The sequence below is a fragment of the Planosporangium thailandense genome, assembly GCF_011947195.1.
Classification (GTDB): domain Bacteria; phylum Actinomycetota; class Actinomycetes; order Mycobacteriales; family Micromonosporaceae; genus Planosporangium; species Planosporangium thailandense.
Map to the genome: position 1 here is coordinate 77,485 of NZ_JAATVY010000018.1, position 17,099 is coordinate 94,583.

A 17,099-nucleotide genomic window follows, 5' to 3' on the forward strand; every position below is an offset into this window, starting at 1 on the left:
GCGCGACCGGCGAATTCGACAGAAACACCGTGCGGCCGCGCCCACAGATGTAGCGTGACGGTCGCAACGCGCAGCGTGAATCTCTCCAGGGTCTTCAATCGTCTTCAACACCGACGCGGACCGATGACTATGACCAGAACCGGCGCACAGTTGCGGATAGCCCGGAACGCGGCAGGAGTGAGCCTGCGGGCCATGGCCGCCCGGACCAACTTCAGCAAGGGACATCTGTCCAACGTCGAGGCCGGCCGCCGGAGCGTCACGCCGGACGTCGTGTTGGCGTACGAACGCGCGCTTGGGGATGCGGTGGATCGCAGGGGACTTCTGACCGGCATGGCCGCGACGGTGGTCGCGTCGACGGCCGTGGCCGACCTCATCCGAGCCGGGTTCACCGCAGCGCTGCACGGCGGCGGCCCGGTCGACTCCTGGCTCGCGCGCGTCGACGAGTACGGCCAGCTCTACATGACCGTCGGCGCCGACCAACTGCAGCGGCGACTGGCCGCCGACCTCGTCGTCCTCCAGCAGCACCTGGACTCCGCGCCGCTCTGGGGGGTGGCGGCCCGGCTGCTGACGACCTTCGGCAAGACCACGGGGGACAGCGACGAGGCGGTCTCGTGGTACCGACTGGCCACGACGGCCGCCGACCGGTCGGAAGACAACCAGGTCCGCGTCTGGGTACGCGGCCGGGCGGCGCTGGCGCTGGCGTACGAGGGCGCGCGGCTCGCCACCGCGGTCGAGCTGGCCGACCAGGCGCTCGCGATCGACGACACGCCGTCACCGGGCCGGCTGACCGCCCTCGTCGCCCGGGCCCAGGCGGCGGCCGTCCACGGTGACCGAACCGGCGCCCTGCGCCTGCTCGACGACGCCCGGCGGATGTTCGACGTCGCGGGCTCGTCCGAGCAGACGTCCGACTTCGCCATCCCCGAGTGGCGCTTCCACACGTTCGCGTCCATGCTGCTCAGCCGGCTGGGTGACCCGGCCGCCGCGGCGGAGCAGGACGCCGCCGACCGTACCCGGCCGCCCGAACTGCTCCGCTTCGCGACCCACATCGAACTGCACCGCGGCCTCATGCTGGCCAAGGCCGGCGACGTCACGGGCGGCACGGCGTACGCCCGCGCGGCCCTGGGCCGGCTGCCCGCCGAGAAGCGTTCGCAGAGCCTGAAGCTGATGCTGGCGGAGGTCGAGTGCGGCCGGCAGCCGGCGGTCTCCTAGCCCGGACGGCGGGTCACTGGTGGTTCACCCAGCCGATGACGTCCCACCCGGCCGGCGGCGACCACGGCGAGCCACCGCTGACGGGGCGGACCACATAGGTCGGCTGGGAGTTCTTCAGCATGAACCAGGTGACGAAGCCGTTGCCGACGAACGACGGGGTGCTGGGGAACCAGGCGGTGCTACCCGTCGGTCCGAGGTCGCGCACCAGGGTGAGGTGGGCGTCACCGAGCATGATGTGCTCGACGCCCTTGACCTGGGCCGCCCAGGCGGTGAGCCGGCCGTCGGGGCTCGCCGCGTACCGGCCGGCCACCTTCGACGACGCGCAGGTGGCCGGAGTGGTGCCGTCGACCGCGACGAACCACACCCCGGAGGCGCAGGGCTTGTGGACGTAGAAGGTCCACACGGCGATGCGCCCGGCCGGAGCCGGCACGTCGACGGCGATCGGGCCGTCACCGGGTACGGACAGGCGGGTCCAGCGCCCGGTTGCCAGGGCGTACGCATACATGTCCCACGCGCCACCCGGGTTCGGGTACGCGATCAGATGGTTTCCCTCCCGGGTGAAGGAGACGAAGCTGTCCGACCTCCCCGCCATGCCGACCGGCCCGGTGATCGTGCGGGTGGCACCGGTGACCGCCTCGAAGAGGCCGATCTTCCCGGTCGCCCGGCAGAGCCCGTTGCTCGTGGTCGCCGCGTACACCCACGCGACGTAGCGCCCCGATCGGTCGATCACGTTGCTGAGCAGACAGGTCGACGAGGCGAGCTTGCGGCGGGCCAGGCCGGCGCCGGAGACGTAGAGGTCGGACCCACCCGTCACCCAGTTGATCGTCGTGTAGGTCATCCGCCCGGTCGGCGCGGTCTGCACGTCGATCGCCCCGTCGAGCAGCACCTTCGACCGGTGCGCCCCGGTCACCTCGACGGCGCGGACCTGGGAACCGTTGGTGATCACCACGGATGGCCCGGACGGCTGGACGGTCAGGGTACGGGTGGCGGAGGTGTAGGCCTGGCGGGTTGGTGTGGCGGCGACGGTGACCCGCCAGGTGGTCACGCCGGCGGCGGTGGGGGTCGGCAGGGCGATCCGGTACGCCCCGTCCGTGGTGGTGGTCGCGCGCGCGATCGTCGTCCAGGTCGTGCCCGACAGCCGCTGGGCGGTCACGGCGCGCCCCGTCTCGTGGGGGGTCACGATGCCGGTCAGCGCCACCGGCTGTCCGACGTACGGGCTGGCGGGGCTGAACCCGGTCGTCGCCGTGGTCACCGTCAACGCCTGGGCGTTCACGGGCGCCGCCAGCGCGGCAGGCGCCGCACCGACGGTGGTCAGGGCCGTCGCCACCAACGCCCCCAGGATGGCGAACCTACCTCCGCGCATGCGGATCGACCTCCAACTCATCGACGCCAGGACGGTGCCCTATCGGCCACGGCCGGGTGAACCTGAGGAGAATCGACTCGTAGGCTTGGCCGATGGCCCGTAAGTACGCCTCCAACACGACCGTCGACCGCGCCGGCCTGCGGGAGTTCCTGGCCTCCCGGCACCGGGGAGTGCTCATCACGCGCCGCGCCGACGGCCGGCTCCAGTCCTCGCCGGTGACCTGCGGCGTCGACGCCGATGGCCGGATCGTCATCTCCACGTACCCGCAGCGGGCCAAGGTCGCCAACGTCCGCCGGAACCCGCAGGTGTCCATGTGCGTCATGTCGGACGACTTCGACGGCCCGTGGGTCCAGGTGGACGGCACGGCCGAGGTGCTCGACCTGCCCGACGCGCTCGAGCCGCTCGTGGACTACTACCGGTCGATCGCGGGTGAGCACCCGGACTGGGACGAGTACCGCGAAGCAATGGCCAAGCAGGGCAAGAGCCTGATCCGGGTCACCGTCGACGCGTGGGGACCGGTCGCGACCGGCGGCTTCCCGCCACCTCCCGCCGCCCCGTGATCCTGGAGGATTTTCCGTGCCGGGACACGGAAAATCCTCCAGGATCATGGGTATCGGGCCCGGATGCCGATGCGCGCGCTGATCGTCGACCCGGACGTTCCCTCCGCACTGCGGCTCGGCGAGGTACCGGAGCCGGAGCCCGGCCCCGGGCAGGTCGTCATCGACGTCGCGTGCACCTCGCTGAACTGGGGCGAGCTGAACCTGGCCCGCAGCGGCGACGCGCCACCCGGGACCGTGCTCGGCTGGGACGCCGCCGGCGTGGTCACCCAGGGCGCGGCCGACGGCACCGGCCCAGCCGTGGGGACCCGCGTGGTCACCCGTGGACCGGACGGCGGGTGGGCCGAGCGCCGCGCGGCCGACGTGTCCGAGCTCGCCGCCGTACCCGACGGGGTCGACCTGGCGGACGCCGCGGCCCTCCCGGTGGCGGGCGTGACCGCGCTGCGCGCGCTGCGCGCAGCCGGTCCGATCCTGGGCCGCCGGGTCCTCGTCACCAGCGCGGCCGGCGGGGTCGGCCGGTTCGCCGTCCAGCTCGCCTCGCTCGGCGGCGCGTACGTCATCGCCTCGGTCGGCTCCCCGGAGCGTGGGATGGGCCTGATCGAGCTGGGGGCCGACGACGTCGTCGTCGGCGTCGAGGAGCTCGAGGACCCGGTCGACGTCGTGGTCGACAACGTCGGTGGCCGGCAGCTGGTCGACGCGTTCGCCGCGCTGGCGCCCGGCGGCAACCTCCAGAGCGTCGGCTGGACCTCCGGCGAGCCGGCGGTCTTCCCGCCGTACTCGACGGTCGGCCCGGCGAGGACCCTGACCTCGTTCACCCTGGGCCCCGCTATCGCCGACGACCTCGCCACGCTGCTCGACCTGGTCGCCGACGGCCTGCTGAAGGTCGAGATCGGCTGGCGCGGCCCGTGGGACCGGGTCGCGGACGCAGCCGAAACCCTGCTCGCCCGCCGGGTCGGCGGCAAGGCCGTCCTCGACGTGACGACCGTCGGGTGACGACCGTCGGGTTACGGGCCTACAGGGGCTCGTACGGGTCCACGTCGGACCGCTCCTCCACCCGCCGGTAGCCGGTCGGGCCCTCGGTGATGACCTGTCGGCGCCGGCCGCTCCAGATGTACGTGGTGATGATCAGACCGAGCAGGCCGGCCACCATCAGGATCCAGCCGACCAGGTGCAGGTTGACGAAGCCGATGTGGACATTCAGGGCGAACGTGAAGATCGCGCCTATAACAATCAACAGAATGCTTCCACCGATGCCCATGGATACTCTCCTTCCGACAGCGATACCCAAGGGTCGATGTAGCGGTACCCGTCGGAGGCAGAGTTCAATCGGCCAGCACAGCGCGCTCAGCTGCGACTACTAGGTGTATGAGGCCAGGACGTTATTGACGCGTAGCGGCATTACCGACGCGGGCGGTTGTCCGTGGTGCGCTCCGTGGGGCCGGTGGTAGTTGTAGTGCCGGTTCCAGAGTTCGAGAGCACCGGCGCGTTGGGCCTCTGAGTGCCAGGTCCGCGCGTAGAGGAATTCCTCGGCAAGGATGCGGTTGTAGCGCTCGATCTTGCCGTTGTGGCGGGGCGTGTACGGGGTGATGCGCTGGTGCCGGCTTCCCGCCAGGACGTCGCGGAACGCGTGTGCGCGGTAGCAGGAGCCGTTGTCGGTGACGATGCGCTCGATCGTCTTGATGCCGTGAACGGCGAACCAGGCGCGGGCGCAATCAAGGAATCCCACCGCTGTGACGGCCTTCTCGTCGGGAAGTGCTCCGGTGTAGGCCAGCCGGGAGTACCCATCGATTGCGGAGTGCAGGAACACATACCCGGTCTTCGTGCCGCACTTCTTGCTCCGGTCGACCGCCTTGGCTTGCTCGCTTCCCTTGCCGTGCACGCGCCAGCCGCCGCCGTCGGGGATGCGGCCGACCTTCTTCACGTCGATATGGATCATGTGGCCCGGCCGCTTCGCGGTGATGCGCTGCGGCTCGCGGTTGGTCTCGCCGCTCGGGTCGATGAATTTTCTCCGGTTCAGCCCGATTTGCGCCAGCAGCCGGGTGATGGTGCTGCGGCTGACTGGGGTGCCGTCTTGTGCGAGTTCGAAGGCGATGCGGGATGCGGACCATTTGTGCTCGCGCCGCATGGACTCGATCCGTTTGACGAGTCGGGCGGGCATGGCCGTCGGTTGATGCGCCGGGCTGGACGAACGATCGAGCAGCCCGAGGTCACCGAACTGCTTGTAGCGGTTCACCCACTTCGAGGCGGTGGCGCGGGAGATGCCCATCTCGGCTGCCACGTGCGCGATGGGACGGGTGCGGCAGCGTTCGATCAGTCGCTTGCGGCCCTCCGGGGTCAAAGGGCTATTGCGGTGAGTCATGAGGGCCGCCGGTTTCGCGCAACGCCGAAGCAGACCAGGCCGGTGAGGGCGAAGAGGACCGTTGCGCCGATGAACAGCCCAATCGAATGCGAGGTGAAGCTGAGCCCGTTTGCCGGCCCGGCGATAGCGGCGAAGAGCGCAATCCCGAGTGCGCCGCCGGTCTGTCTGCTGGTGTTGCTCGCACCGGAGGCCAGGCCTGGTGCGCGGGGTGTGGCCCTGAGCGCTGCGGAGACGATCGCCGGGGTGAGGATGCCGAGGCCGGTGCCCCACAACGCGAGGAAGAACCCCAGTTGGATGTAGCCAGTGCCGGAGTTGGTGAGGGTGGCGGCGATCCCGGCCATCCCGGACCCAGCGACAATCAGACCGAGCGCGCTGGTTCGCCAGACGCCGATGCGGGTGCTGAGCCTGCCTGCGGGTGCTCCCAGGAGCGGCAGCGGCAGCATCGCCGGGAGGGTGAGGAGTCCCGCCGTGAGTGGGTTGAGCCCGTGTAGGTCTTGGAAAATCTGGGTCAGCAGGAAGAGCCCGCCGAGCGCGCACAGGTTCATCAACCCCGCCACCAGGCATGCCAGGCCAAGTGGTCGGCGCGAATCGCGCGGAACAGGGAGAAGAGGGTGCGCCGCCCGCCGCTCGACGACGAGGAAGGCAAGCAGGGCGCAGACGGCCACCACCGCGAGCAGCCCCGCCCACAAGGGCAAGGTGGGGGCCTGGATGATCGCGGTGACCACGCAGATCAGTGCGGTCACGAGCAGGGCAGCGCCGGTCCAGTCCACGTTCTTTTCCGGCCGCTGCTGCGGGGTGGAGCGGGAGAGGCGGATGACGGGCAGGAGTGCGAGGGCGATGACCGGAACGGTCAGCCAGAACACGGCCCGCCATCCGGCGGCCTGGACCAGGAGCCCGCCGATGACCGGTCCTGCCGGGAGGGCGGCCCCGCCGATCGCGGCCCATGCTCCGACGAGCCGGTTGCGGGAGGTTTGGTCTGGCGCGTTGTCGACCAGGAGGGCGAGTGTGCCGGGCAGCATCAGGGCCGCGCCGACGCCTTGGATCGCGCGTGCCGCGACCAGGACGGTGATGGTCGGGGCCAGGGCGCACAGCACGGACGCGGCACCGAAGCCGATGAAGCCGAGCAGGACGACCCGGCGGTGCCCGATCAGGTCTCCGATCGCGCCCGAGGCCAGCAAGAGTGCGGCCAGCGGCACGGAGTACGCGTCCACGGCCCACGCCAGCCCCGTGCTTCCCACATGGAGTTCGGAGCCGATCTGCGGGAGTGCGACGTTGACGACGGTCACGTCCAGCAGGACGAGGAAGTAGCCGCCGTACAACGCGAGGGTCAGGGGCCATCGTGAGCGATTCGGTGCCATGTTTCCGATCGTCGGCCCGGAACGTTTCAGCGGGTGTCGAAGTGTTTCGCTTGTAGCATCGGGGTATGAGCCAGGACCGGACCGTTTCGGGTGAGCCGGATATCGCCTCGATAGCGTCCGCTTTCGCGGACCCTCGACGCGCCCGCGTGCTCATGGCGCTGGCCGATGGGCGCGCGCTCCCAGCGGGGCGGCTCGCCGAGGAGGCCGGCGTGTCCGCTTCCACCATCAGCAACCACTTGACGGTGCTACTGAACCACGAACTGGTCGCAGTCGAGCCGCAAGGGCGCAACCGCTACTACCGCCTCGCGACCAGCGAGGTCGAAGGAGTCCTGGAAGCCCTCGCCCGACTCGCACCGCGCACCCCGATCACCTCCCTGCGCGCCCACACTCGCGCCCACGCGGTCCGAACCGCCCGAACCTGCTACCGCCACCTCGCCGGGCAAGCCGGGGTCGACCTGTTCCAGCGGCTCATCGGCGCGGGCTGGGTCACCGGAGGCGACGGGTTGCACCACCCAGACATCACCGGCGACCGGCTCTCCTCACCAGGGAAAGGCAACCAGTACCGACTCACGCGCGAAGGAACCGGGGCGCTGAAAGCATGGGGAATCCCGCCCGAGAGGCTCTCGACCGGGCGGCCTCTCCGCTACTGCATCGACTGGACCGAACAGGCCCACCACCTCGCGGGCCCACTCGGAACCGCGATCACCACTCGACTCTTTGACCTCGGCTGGATTGTCCGAGGCAAAGTCCCGCGCAGCATCCATGTCACCCCTGAAGGGGAAGCCGGTCTCGCGGCTCTTGTGTCATCTCGCTGACGGCGACGCCAGATCGCCGGACGCGCCCGTCAACAACCTTCTGGCCAGCAATAACTAGGCGTTACAGGCGTCGGAGACAGCCGGCGGCGAAGACGCTCTGAAGAGGATCGGGAAAGGCGGTCGAAGCCAGACAGGACAGCCGCAACCAGGCTGCTGTTCAGGCGTAGACGGACACACCGGTCCTACCGGCCGGTTGGCATTCGCGCTTGTCGTGGATTTGTCGGAGGGTGCTTCTAGTCTGCCGGTCATGACCGTGAAGATCACTCTGGACGGCCTGTCCAAGGCCGAGCTCGCCCCAGCCGTCACCGCCCACTTCGACGAGCCCCGTTCCTTCGTCACCGGCACACCGCCTCGCCTGCCCGGTGCCTACCTGTGGGTGGTGCCGCCCGACGACTTTGTCGGCTACATCGGGTCGGCGGCCGATCTGGCGGCGCGGTTGCGCGACTACCGCCGCTGGCTCGACGGGTACAAGCCGGACGAGGAGTGGGAGGTCACGGTCGTCCACATGATCAAGATTTTCGGCGGAACGGTGTGGTGGATGCCGACGTCCACACATGATGACGCGCTCGTGCTGGAGCAGCGGCTCATCGAGTGGTACCGCGCTCGCGCCGGATTCGCTCCGCCGTTCGTCGGCTGGGAGGCCAAGAAGAACAGCAAGCGGCACGCGGCGCAGGAGTGGGCCAGAACGCTCTGGAACAAGGAGCACCCGTTCGCTGAGGAAGGGGCGTAGCGCCGGTCGGAGCATTCATGGAGGTCCTGGTCTGCCAGGGATGCTCGCCTACCGCACGCCGAGCCGTGCGACGAGGAATCCGGGCGCGACGACCCGATAGGCGTCCGCGCACAGCTCGGCGATCTCGGCCCAGTCGACCTCGCCGTCCAGGCGTACCCCCAACCAGCCCCGACCCCCGACGTACGGCGGCCGGAAGAACCGCTCCGGCTCGGCGGCCGTCAACTCCTCCTGCGCACCCGGGTGGGGCGGCGCACCACAGGTGGGGGAACGTGCTGCGGTGATGGCCGTCGGCCCACAACGTGACGAACGCGGCCCGCTCGCGCACGAACCAGGTCGGCGCCCCGTGGCTGGGCCGCTCGGTGACCTGCGGGAACGCCATGCAGATCGCGCGTACCCGATCCAACGCGGTCGACACGGGGTCCACGATACCGGCGCTACGACGCTACGACGCTACGACGCTACGACGCTACGACGCGACGGTCGTCGGGCAGGCGCCGGGTGGCGCCCTGCCGGTCCAGCAGCTCCAGCAGCGGCACGGCCACCCGGCGGGTGGTGCCGAGCGCCTGCCGGGCATCGCTGAGCGTGAACGGCTGCGGGATGCCGGCGAGGACCGCCCGGGCCTCCTCGACCGCGCCGGGCAGCAGGACGACACCGTCGGCGACGCGCAGCAGCGCCCCGGCGCGTACCGCCGCGGCCAGCTCGCGCGGCCCCAGGCCCAGCTCGGCCAGGCGGGCCGCCTCCGGCGCGCGGAACCGCTCACCGGCGAGGTCGTCGCGTACCCGCTCCACGGCGCGGGCCACCGGCTCCGGCAGACCGCCGCCCTGTCCCGCCACGGCGACCCGGCCCTCGCGGGCCTGCAGCGGCGCGGCGACCAGCGCGTCGACCAGCGCCCGGTCCGGCAGGCCGAGGGCGTGGCGCAGCACCTCGACCGGCGCGCCCGGCTCCAGCGGATGCTCCCGCACGTACCGGGTGACCTCCGCGACGAGTCGCTTGCGCAGCGCCGACCAGTGGTCGGGGTCGGCGAGCCAGTCGCCGGCGACCGGCCGGCTCGACACGGTCACCCCCATCCGCTCCAGGTCACCCCGGCGTACCAGGGCCCGGCGGCGCAGCTCGTCGGCTTGCGACGGCACGCCGTCCAGTTCGGACAGTTCCCGCGCCCGGGCGGCGGCCGCGCCGCGCCGGCGAAGCGGCGGCGGCGCGACGTCGAGGACGGTGACGCCACCCGCGACGTGGTGGCGGCCCGGGTCGCGCAGCAGCGCCCGGTCGCCGATCCGCAGCGGCAGCGCGGTGGCCAGCCGCAGCCGGCCGGTGTCCGCGCCCAGCGGGCGCACCCGTACGGCGACCGCCGCCGACCCGACGTGCAGCGTCAGCGTCGCGGGCAACTCGGCGACCGGATCGCCGGCGAGCCGGACGTCGATGACGTCGGTGCGGCGGAATCGTCCCGGCGTGACGAGGGCGTCGCCGCGGCCCACCTCGTCACGCTCCACGCCGCGCAGGTTCACCGCGACCCGCGCCACCGCCGCCGCTTCCGGGGTGGGCGCGCCCAGCGACTGCAGGCCCCGGACCCGTACCCGCCGGCCGCCGGCCAGCTCCAGCTCGTCGCCGGCGCGCAGCCGCCCGGCGCCGAGCGTGCCGGTGACCACCGTGCCGGCACCCTTGATCGTGAAGGCGCGGTCGACCCACAGCCGTACGGGCGCGTCGAGATCGGGCGCGGGCAGGCGGGCGACGAGCCGGCCCAGCGCGGCGCGCAGGTCGTCGAGGCCGGCGCCGGTGACGGCGCTGACCGCCACCGTCTCGACGGCGCCCAGCGAGGTCGCCGCCAGCTGCTCTCGCGCCTCGGCCGCCGCGATCGACGGGTCGAGCAGGTCGCTGCGGCTGACGACGAGCAGGCCGTGCCGCACGCCGAGGGCGTCGAGCGCGGCGAGGTGCTCGGCCGACTGCGGCATCCACCCCTCGTCGGCGGCGACCACCACCATCGCTGCGGGGACCGGCCCCACTCCGGCGAGCATGTTGGGCACGAACCGTTCGTGGCCGGGCACGTCGACGAACGCGACCACCTCGCCGTCGGCGAGGGTGGTCCAGGCGAAGCCGAGGTCGATCGTCATGCCCCGCCGGCGCTCCTCGGCCCACCGGTCGGGCTCCATCCCGGTCAGCGCGCGGACCAGGGTGGACTTGCCGTGGTCGACGTGGCCGGCGGTGGCTATGACATGCATGCCGAGGCCCGCTTCACCGCGTCGACCAGGGCGTCGTCCTGCTCGGGCGGCACGCAGCGCAGGTCGAGCAGCAACCGGCCGTGCTCGACCCGGCCGAGCACCGGTGGCTCGCCGGTGCGCAGCGGCGCTGCGAGCCGCGCCGGCAGCGCCACCGCCCACGACGGCAACTCCAGGCCGGGCGCTCCCCCGCCGCCGACGACCGCGGCGGACGCGACGACCTCCGTATCGGCGTCACCCAGCGCGCCGCGCAGGCGCTCCGCGCGTACCTTCAGGGCTTGCACATCGGCGCGGAGGGCGACCCAGGTCGGGGGCTCGGGCCCGCGCAGCGTCGCTTCGAACGCCGCCAGGGTGAGCTTGTCGACGCGCAGCGCCCGGGCCAGCGGGTGGCGGCGCAGCCGCTCCACCAGGTCGGCGTCGCCGAGCAGCAGGCCGGCCTGCGGGCCGCCGAGCAGCTTGTCGCCGCTGGCGGTGACGAGGGCGGCGCCGGCCTTCAGGCTCGAGGTCGCGTCCGGCTCGTCGGGCAGCAGCGGGTCGGGAGCGAGCAGCCCGGACCCGATGTCGGCGACGACGGGGACGCCGAGGGTCGCGAGGTCGGCGACGGGCACCGACGAGGTGAACCCGGAGACGACGAAGTTGGACGGGTGCACCTTGAGGATGAAGCCGGCGTCGGGACCGACCGCGGCCGCGTAGTCGGCGAGCGCGGTCCGGTTTGTCGTGCCGACCTCCCGCAGCCGCGCCCCGGTCGACTCCAGCAGATCGGGCAGGCGGAATCCGTCCCCGATCTCGACCAGCTCGCCCCGGCTGACGATGATCTCCCGGCCGGCGGCCAGGGCGGTGGCGGCGAGGACGAGGGCGGCCGCGCCGTTGTTGACCACGTGCACCCCGGCGGCGTACGGGACGGCGGCCCGCAGCGCGTCGAGGGCGCCCTGGCCGCGGCGGGCCCGCCGGCCGGTCGCCAGGTCGAGCTCGACGTCAGTGTGGCCCGCGGCGGCGACGACCGCCTCGACGGCCGCGGCCGACAGCGGGGCGCGCCCCAGGTTGGTGTGCAGGACGACGCCGGTGGCGTTGATGACGGGGCGCAGGCTGGCGGCCCGGCGCGGCAGGGCGGCCGCAGCCGCGTCGGGGACCTCCTCGGGCGCGATCTCGCCGCGCCGCGCCCGCTCCTGCGCGGCGTTGACCGAGGCCTTGACCTGGGCGCGGCCCAGGGTCACGACGGCTGCGGCCAGGCGCGGGTCGGCGAGGACGGCATCGGTACGCGGGACGCGCCGGCGAGGGTCGGTCGTCGCTTGCGGTGGACGGTTCGCCCGCGATGGCCTTGACACGTCCCAGACCCTACCGCTGCCGGCCGGCCCGTCCCCGGTCAGCGCCGCCCGTGACGGCGGGGAGGACACCCTTGCCGGCCAGCAGCTCGAACACGAGGTGGGTCTCGGTGTGCCGGACCGCGGGGTGGACGTTGATGTGCTCCAGGATGAGGTCGCGCAGCGCTTCGGGGGACTCGACCGCGGCGTGCAGGAGGTAATCGTCCTCACCTGCGACGTGGAACGCGGTGAGAACGCCCGGGATCTCGGTCAGGGTGGCGTGGAAGCTGCGGACGTGCTCGCGGTTGTGGCTGCCGAGCCGCACCTTGATCACGGCCTGCAGCGGGTAGCCGAGGGCGGCCAGGTCGAGGCGCGCGTGGATGCCGGCGATGACGCCGGCATCGCGGAGCGCGCGGACCCGGTGGATGCACGTCGACTCGGCGATGCCGACCCGGCTTGCGAGGGCGGCGTTGGTGATCCGGCCGTCGGCGGCCAGCTCGGCCAGGATCGACAGGTCGGTGGCGTCCAGGGCCGGCGCGGCGTCCGTCGGCGAGCCCCGCCGTGACTGGGGCCGCTGCGGCGCGGGACGGTGCAGCGGCGGGCGCGGATTCTGCGGCCGGGACCCGCGGGGCTCGTACCCCTGCTCCATAATCTTCACCGTTCTGCGAGCATTCCGAAGATTCTGCGCCATCTATTGTCACGTTCCTCGGCTTCTTGCACCATCCTCCCATGAGTGGACAGATTCTTTCGTTCGACTCGTTGGCCGTCCACGCCGGCCGCGACGATCTGGCGGCGCTCGGGGTCCACGCCCCGCCGCTCGACCTGTCCTCCACCAACCCGCTGCCCGGCATCGACGCCGGCGGGGCGTCGTACGAGTCGATGGCCACCGGCGGCCACCCCGTCGACGACGGCGGGCTCGTCTACGCCCGCCTGTGGAACCCGACGGTGGCCCGGTTCGAAGCGGCGCTCGCCCGCCTGGAGGGCACCGCGGAGGCGGTGGCCTTCTCCTCCGGCATGGCCGCGATGACGGCGACCGTCCTGGCGGCGAAGGCCGAACGCGGCGGCGGCCACGTGGTCGCGGTCCGGCCCCTGTACGGCGGCACCGACCACCTGCTCGGCTCGGGCCTGCTCGGCGTCGACGTCAGCTACTGCACGCCCGCGGAGGTCGCGGCGGCCCTACGGGCCGACACCTGCCTGGTGGTGCTGGAGACCCCGGCGAACCCGACCCTGGAACTGGTCGACATCCGCGCGGTGGTCGACGCCGCCGACGGCGTCCCGGTGCTGGTGGACAACACGTTCGCCACGCCGGTCCTGCAGAACCCGGCGGCCCACGGCGCAGCGCTCGTGCTGCACAGCGCCACGAAGTACCTGGGCGGCCACGGCGACGTCGTCGGCGGCGTCGTCGCCACCGACGCCACCTGGGCGGCGGCCCTGCGCCGGGTCCGCGCGGTGACCGGCGCGCTGCTGCACCCGCTGGGCGCGTACCTGCTGCACCGGGGCCTGACCACGCTGCCCGTACGGGTCCGCGCCCAGCAGGCCTCGGCGGAGAAGACGGCGATCTGGCTGAGCACGCACCCCGCCGTGCGGCGGGTCTGCTACCCGACGATGCCCGACGCCGACCCGGCCGGCCTGCTCGGCCGTCAGCTGCGCGGCCCCGGCGCGATGCTGACCATCCAGCTCGCCGGCGGGTACGAGCAGGCCGTACGGCTCACCAGCCGGGTCCGCCTGTTCACCCACGCCGTCTCGCTCGGCGGGGTCGACTCGCTGATCCAGCACCCGGCGTCGCTGACCCACCGCCCCGTACCCGCCGCCGCGCGCCCGGGCGCCGACCTCGTCAGGTTGTCGATCGGCCTCGAAGACGTCGACGACCTGAAGGCCGACCTCGAGCAGGCGCTCGGCTGACCGGATCGACCGGCGGTCAGCAGGCGCTCGGCTGACCAGCTCGACCGGCGGTCAGCAGGTGACCCGGACAGCGGAGACGCCCAGGTGGGCGCCGGAGTGCGCACCCCAGTCGACGCCGCGGGTGACCATCCTGATCGACAGCTGGCCGGTAGGCGCGGCGAACGAGCCGGCCGCCATCCAGCGCCCCTGGTTGTGCACCTGGTCGACGTCGAACCGACCGAGCGCGGAGCCGGACGCGTCGAGGCTGGGGTAGACGAAGTAGGTGGCCGGAGCACCGGCTGCGTCGAGCGCCCGCCCGGTGTCGGGTACATGCACCGACACGGCACAGGCCCGCGCGGCCGGTAGCCGGAACCACCACACGATGACGTTGTCGGGGTCGTCCACGTTCGGGTCGCCGGACATCGGCACGGCGATCATTCGCCCGCCGCAGCCGTCGCCGCGCCAGCCGCCGCGCGAGCGTGCGTACCAGTCGCGCGACCAGCCGCGGTTGTAGTAGCCACTGGTGTCGGTCTGCGGGCAGCTGTCGCCAGACACGCCGGTGAAGCGGGGGGCCGGCGGCGCGGCCGGCGCGGGGGCGGCCGGCTGGCTGTGCGGCGTGGTCGGCGTCGGCGCGACGCTCGGAGACGGGCTGCCGGCGGATGCCGACGGGCTCGCCGCGGGGTCGGCCAGCGGCGGCTCCCCGGGCACCGGCTGAATCGGGCCGGGATCGCCGTGCCGGACAGTGTCGGCGCGCGGCGGAGCGAGAACCGACCGGACCTGCGGCTGGTGCCACACCATGACCACGGCTGCCGTCACGACGACGGCCACGGCCGCGAGCAGCGCGCCCCCGCGCAGCCGCGCGCGCTGCCGGAGGGTGAGGTGCGGTCGGGATCGCGATCCGGTGACGTCCACGCTCCTCCGATCGGCGGCACCGAAGAAACGAATGAAGTTGGGCCGTCCGATGGGGCGATGCGAACACCGTCCCCATCGGACTGTCAGCTGTCAGAACCCGCCGATGCCGTCGGGCGCGCCGACGCCGGTGGCGCCGTCCCAGCCGGTGCGGGCGACGCACCACTGGGCCGTGGTGCAGGTGCCGTTGCTACCCGAGGTCACATCGTCGAAGTTCGTTGATCCACTGTGGGTGTACGGGTAGTGGTTGTCAATACTGGCCTCGGTGCCGGCGAGGGCGTACCCGCCGGCGACGACCGGCGGTCACGCCTAGGAGGACAGCGCCGCGAGGAAGGCGTCGCCGTTGGGCGTGCCCACGCCGGTGACGTCGTCGTAGCCGACCCGGGTGTGGATGGTCAGCGGCGCGTCGTCGGACAGCGACCGCAGCGTGTACGCGTACCCGCACGTGTCGTCGACGCCGTTGACGTAGTCGCTACGCACCGCGCCGAGCCCGGACACCGGCCGCTTGTACGTGCCCGGCGCCACCACCTGCCGGAACTGGCCGCCGTTCATGGTGGGCAGCCCGTGCAGCGACGAGTACTGGTTGGCGTCCTCGGCGATGGTCGGCGAAGCGTACGCGTCGATGATGGCGACGGTCTGCCCCTGCCGTCCTCGGCCACGCCGTGCGGGTAGTTGCCGGGCATGGGAACCGCTGGGGGTGAGGAACTGGCGGTAGCTGGACGAACCCGGGGTCGAAACGGCGGTGGCCAGCTCTGATCATTCGTTGCCACACCCTCCGAAAAGTCACGGAGGGTGTCTGTAAGAGCGCGCGATCGGAGCGCGGTGTTACAAGTTCGTGGACCGGTGCGGCGAGCTCACCCCTTCGGGTGAGGGTCGTGGCTCTTGGCGGGCTTTCCCGACGGGTGGCCGTTGCCCTTCTTGTTGCCTCCCCCGTTCTTGTTCCCTTCCCCGCCGCCAGGGTGGGTGCGGCCGGCCGTGGGGGCGTCCGGGCGCGGCGTCGGCGTGCCGGGCGACGAGCCCTGACCCGGCTGGTCACCGGAGACGTCGGCGCAGAACGCCGGGATGTTCTGCTCGCCGCCGGCCACCGCCGCCAGCGCCCGCCGCTGCGGAGGCGTGAAGGGCTTGCCGTGCTGGCGCTGCTGGGCGGCTTCCCAGGCCGTGCACAGCTCCGCGGCCTGCGGGCTACGCGGGTCGCCGCTGCGGACGACGCCGCCCGGAGCGGGGCTGGTACCCGCCGGCCCGCTGTCCGCGCCGGCGCTGGCGCCCGTGTGCGGGCGGGTCGAGGGTGGTCTGGTGGCGGTGCTCGGCGCCGGCACGCCCAGCGGCGCGAGCAGGTGGTGCGCCTGCTCCTGGATACCGGTCGGCAGGCTGCCGGTGGTGGCGGCGGCGGCGAAGGCCGTGCCGCCGGTCGTCGCGACGGCCAGCCCCACGGCCACCTTCACCACGGCGGTCCTGGGCAGCGGTATCCGCCGCGTTTTCACCGGTGCGACGGCGACGGCGGGAAAGGTGGCCGGCCCGGCCTCCCGGCGCGCCCGCGCGAAGCCGGCCACCGCCGCCCGCTCGTCGGCCAACTCCTCGGGGAACGGGGCGGCGGCGGCCGCGGTGAGCAGCACACTCAACCCGCACTGCTCGGGCGGCTGGGGCGCGCCGGCCACCAGCCGGTCCGCTTCGGCCAGGCCGATCCGGCCTTGTCGACGTTTATGCATAGTGTCCCAAAGAGCGTCCCACCACCGCACGGCGTTACACCCCCTCCGGCCGGGTCGCGTCCGCGGTCGTGCGGGCTCCCCGATGGCTCAGGGACGTGCTCGCCCGCTCCCGCACCTCCGGCAGGGACGCCAGCCGGCGCAGCCCACGCATGGTCGCGACCCGCACGGCGCCCGGCCGCTTGCCCAGCACCTGGGCCGTCTGGGCCACGTCCAGCCCGGCCACGACCCGCAGCATCACCGCCTCCGCCTGATCGTGCGGCAACGCGGCGATGAGGCGGAGGGCCCACCCCGTGTCCGAATTCTCGATCGCCTCCAGCGCCACGTCCCGCACCCTGGATCGGGCGTCGTCCTGTGCGGACGGATCGCGCGGATCCTCCCGGCGGCGTCCGGCCCGGCGATGCTCGTCGATGCTGCGATTGCGGCCGATGCGGAACAGCCACACCCGGAACGCCGGCAGTTGGCCGTTGAAGGTGGGTAGGTCACGGGCGACCTGCAGCCACGTCTCCGAGGCGACGTCTTCGGCCGCCTCGCCGACCACGACCCGGAGGTAGCGCAGCAGCGCCGGCTGCAGCGCGCGCCACAGCCTGGCGAACCCCGCCTCATCGCCGGCGGCCGCCGCCGCCAGCGCATCCGCGAGGTCATCGTCGTTCAACGCACCGGTCCCCTCGAATCCGGAGAGTCCGCACACCGACCTGAGCCGG

The 17,099-nt window shown here is 72.7% G+C and carries 18 protein-coding genes; 6 read left to right on the forward strand and 12 right to left on the reverse strand.

Translation table 11 applies throughout. The annotated features are described in order from the left end of the window. Nucleotides 1–129 precede the first annotated feature (129 nt). Nucleotides 130–1,209, forward strand: coding sequence for a helix-turn-helix domain-containing protein (locus HC031_RS22215; RefSeq protein WP_167927380.1), 1,080 nt, complete (start codon nucleotides 130–132; stop codon nucleotides 1,207–1,209). A 13-nt stretch (nucleotides 1,210–1,222) separates the two neighbouring features. Here the strand turns inward: HC031_RS22215 and HC031_RS22220 are convergent, their stop codons facing one another. Continuing rightward, on the reverse strand, nucleotides 1,223–2,572 hold the full coding sequence (locus HC031_RS22220; protein WP_167927318.1) for a TolB-like translocation protein: 1,350 nt from the start codon (nucleotides 2,570–2,572) through the stop codon (nucleotides 1,223–1,225). A gap of 92 nt (nucleotides 2,573–2,664) precedes the next feature. Here HC031_RS22220 and HC031_RS22225 point away from each other — a divergent pair, with 92 nt between their 5' ends. Together HC031_RS22225 and HC031_RS22230 are read left to right on the forward strand one after the other, a co-directional pair. Further along, nucleotides 2,665–3,132 carry a PPOX class F420-dependent oxidoreductase gene (locus HC031_RS22225; RefSeq protein ID WP_167927319.1) on the forward strand — a complete coding sequence of 156 codons (468 nt, stop codon included), beginning with the start codon at nucleotides 2,665–2,667 and terminating at the stop codon, nucleotides 3,130–3,132. A 63-nt stretch (nucleotides 3,133–3,195) separates the two neighbouring features. Then, complete coding sequence (locus HC031_RS22230) at nucleotides 3,196–4,122, forward strand: zinc-binding dehydrogenase (protein ID WP_240942803.1); 927 nt, start codon at nucleotides 3,196–3,198, stop codon at nucleotides 4,120–4,122. A 19-nt stretch (nucleotides 4,123–4,141) separates the two neighbouring features. On the opposite strand, the gene HC031_RS22235 is transcribed toward HC031_RS22230, so the two are convergent. From HC031_RS22235 to HC031_RS22245, 3 genes are all read right to left on the reverse strand, one after another. Next, nucleotides 4,142–4,387: a DUF6458 family protein gene (locus HC031_RS22235; RefSeq protein WP_167927320.1), complete on the reverse strand. Its 246-nt coding sequence runs from the start codon at nucleotides 4,385–4,387 to the stop codon at nucleotides 4,142–4,144. Nucleotides 4,388–4,486: 99 nt separating this feature from the next. Then, the gene (locus HC031_RS22240; RefSeq protein ID WP_167927321.1) at nucleotides 4,487–5,488 is read right to left on the reverse strand and encodes an IS481 family transposase; all 1,002 of its coding nucleotides are present in this window, start codon (nucleotides 5,486–5,488) and stop codon (nucleotides 4,487–4,489) included. Further along, nucleotides 5,485–6,807, reverse strand: coding sequence for an MFS transporter (locus HC031_RS22245; RefSeq protein ID WP_205863076.1), 1,323 nt, complete (start codon nucleotides 6,805–6,807; stop codon nucleotides 5,485–5,487). The genes HC031_RS22240 and HC031_RS22245 overlap by 4 nt, the downstream gene beginning before the upstream one ends. A 104-nt stretch (nucleotides 6,808–6,911) precedes the next feature. On the opposite strand from HC031_RS22245, the gene HC031_RS22250 reads away from it, so the two are divergent. Together HC031_RS22250 and HC031_RS22255 are read left to right on the forward strand one after the other, a co-directional pair. Further along, the gene (locus HC031_RS22250) at nucleotides 6,912–7,661 is read left to right on the forward strand and encodes an ArsR/SmtB family transcription factor (RefSeq protein WP_167927323.1); all 750 of its coding nucleotides are present in this window, start codon (nucleotides 6,912–6,914) and stop codon (nucleotides 7,659–7,661) included. A gap of 247 nt (nucleotides 7,662–7,908) precedes the next feature. Further along, the gene (locus HC031_RS22255; RefSeq protein ID WP_167927324.1) at nucleotides 7,909–8,391 is read left to right on the forward strand and encodes a GIY-YIG nuclease family protein; all 483 of its coding nucleotides are present in this window, start codon (nucleotides 7,909–7,911) and stop codon (nucleotides 8,389–8,391) included. A gap of 48 nt (nucleotides 8,392–8,439) precedes the next feature. Here the strand turns inward: HC031_RS22255 and HC031_RS33340 are convergent, their stop codons facing one another. The 4 genes from HC031_RS33340 to HC031_RS22275 all read right to left on the reverse strand — a co-directional run bounded on the left by HC031_RS33340 (nucleotide 8,440) and on the right by HC031_RS22275 (nucleotide 12,551). Further along, nucleotides 8,440–8,613 carry an MmcQ/YjbR family DNA-binding protein gene (locus HC031_RS33340; protein WP_240942804.1) on the reverse strand — a complete coding sequence of 58 codons (174 nt, stop codon included), beginning with the start codon at nucleotides 8,611–8,613 and terminating at the stop codon, nucleotides 8,440–8,442. 236 nt (nucleotides 8,614–8,849) lie between these two features. Continuing rightward, nucleotides 8,850–10,604 carry a selenocysteine-specific translation elongation factor gene (selB, locus tag HC031_RS22265; protein ID WP_167927325.1) on the reverse strand — a complete coding sequence of 585 codons (1,755 nt, stop codon included), beginning with the start codon at nucleotides 10,602–10,604 and terminating at the stop codon, nucleotides 8,850–8,852. Beyond that, nucleotides 10,592–11,926 (reverse strand): L-seryl-tRNA(Sec) selenium transferase, encoded by a 1,335-nt coding sequence (gene selA, locus HC031_RS22270; RefSeq protein ID WP_167927326.1) that lies wholly within the window; start codon nucleotides 11,924–11,926, stop codon nucleotides 10,592–10,594. The genes selB and selA overlap by 13 nt, the downstream gene beginning before the upstream one ends. 10 nt (nucleotides 11,927–11,936) lie before the next feature. Continuing rightward, nucleotides 11,937–12,551, reverse strand: a complete 615-nt coding sequence (locus HC031_RS22275) for an Lrp/AsnC family transcriptional regulator (protein WP_167927327.1) — start codon at nucleotides 12,549–12,551, stop codon at nucleotides 11,937–11,939. 80 nt (nucleotides 12,552–12,631) lie between these two features. Between HC031_RS22275 and HC031_RS22280 the strand changes: the two genes are divergently transcribed. After that, nucleotides 12,632–13,804 carry a trans-sulfuration enzyme family protein gene (locus tag HC031_RS22280; protein ID WP_167927328.1) on the forward strand — a complete coding sequence of 391 codons (1,173 nt, stop codon included), beginning with the start codon at nucleotides 12,632–12,634 and terminating at the stop codon, nucleotides 13,802–13,804. 51 nt (nucleotides 13,805–13,855) lie between these two features. On the opposite strand, the gene HC031_RS22285 is transcribed toward HC031_RS22280, so the two are convergent. The 4 genes from HC031_RS22285 to HC031_RS22300 form a co-directional block, all read right to left on the reverse strand. After that, nucleotides 13,856–14,695, reverse strand: a complete 840-nt coding sequence (locus HC031_RS22285) for a hypothetical protein (protein ID WP_167927329.1) — start codon at nucleotides 14,693–14,695, stop codon at nucleotides 13,856–13,858. A gap of 306 nt (nucleotides 14,696–15,001) precedes the next feature. Beyond that, nucleotides 15,002–15,244, reverse strand: a complete 243-nt coding sequence (locus tag HC031_RS22290) for a hypothetical protein (RefSeq protein WP_167927330.1) — start codon at nucleotides 15,242–15,244, stop codon at nucleotides 15,002–15,004. A gap of 302 nt (nucleotides 15,245–15,546) precedes the next feature. After that, nucleotides 15,547–16,398 (reverse strand): hypothetical protein, encoded by an 852-nt coding sequence (locus tag HC031_RS22295; protein ID WP_167927331.1) that lies wholly within the window; start codon nucleotides 16,396–16,398, stop codon nucleotides 15,547–15,549. A gap of 34 nt (nucleotides 16,399–16,432) precedes the next feature. After that, on the reverse strand, nucleotides 16,433–17,050 hold the full coding sequence (locus HC031_RS22300) for an RNA polymerase sigma factor (protein ID WP_167927332.1): 618 nt from the start codon (nucleotides 17,048–17,050) through the stop codon (nucleotides 16,433–16,435). Nucleotides 17,051–17,099: the final 49 nt, after the last annotated feature.

Bases quoted from the DNA above. Each gene is read 5' to 3' on its own strand.
- HC031_RS22215 (WP_167927380.1), top strand. From the start codon at position 130: ATGACCAGAACCGGCGCACAGTTGCGGATAGCCCGGAACGCGGCAGGA.
- HC031_RS22220 (WP_167927318.1), bottom strand. From the start codon at position 2,572: ATGCGCGGAGGTAGGTTCGCCATCCTGGGGGCGTTGGTGGCGACGGCC.
- HC031_RS22225 (WP_167927319.1), top strand. From the start codon at position 2,665: ATGGCCCGTAAGTACGCCTCCAACACGACCGTCGACCGCGCCGGCCTG.
- HC031_RS22230 (WP_240942803.1), top strand. From the start codon at position 3,196: ATGCCGATGCGCGCGCTGATCGTCGACCCGGACGTTCCCTCCGCACTG.
- HC031_RS22235 (WP_167927320.1), bottom strand. From the start codon at position 4,387: ATGGGCATCGGTGGAAGCATTCTGTTGATTGTTATAGGCGCGATCTTC.
- HC031_RS22240 (WP_167927321.1), bottom strand. From the start codon at position 5,488: ATGACTCACCGCAATAGCCCTTTGACCCCGGAGGGCCGCAAGCGACTG.
- HC031_RS22250 (WP_167927323.1), top strand. From the start codon at position 6,912: ATGAGCCAGGACCGGACCGTTTCGGGTGAGCCGGATATCGCCTCGATA.
- HC031_RS22255 (WP_167927324.1), top strand. From the start codon at position 7,909: ATGACCGTGAAGATCACTCTGGACGGCCTGTCCAAGGCCGAGCTCGCC.
- selB (WP_167927325.1), bottom strand. From the start codon at position 10,604: ATGCATGTCATAGCCACCGCCGGCCACGTCGACCACGGCAAGTCCACC.
- HC031_RS22275 (WP_167927327.1), bottom strand. From the start codon at position 12,551: ATGGAGCAGGGGTACGAGCCCCGCGGGTCCCGGCCGCAGAATCCGCGC.
- HC031_RS22280 (WP_167927328.1), top strand. From the start codon at position 12,632: ATGAGTGGACAGATTCTTTCGTTCGACTCGTTGGCCGTCCACGCCGGC.
- HC031_RS22290 (WP_167927330.1), bottom strand. From the start codon at position 15,244: ATGAACGGCGGCCAGTTCCGGCAGGTGGTGGCGCCGGGCACGTACAAG.
- HC031_RS22295 (WP_167927331.1), bottom strand. From the start codon at position 16,398: ATGCATAAACGTCGACAAGGCCGGATCGGCCTGGCCGAAGCGGACCGG.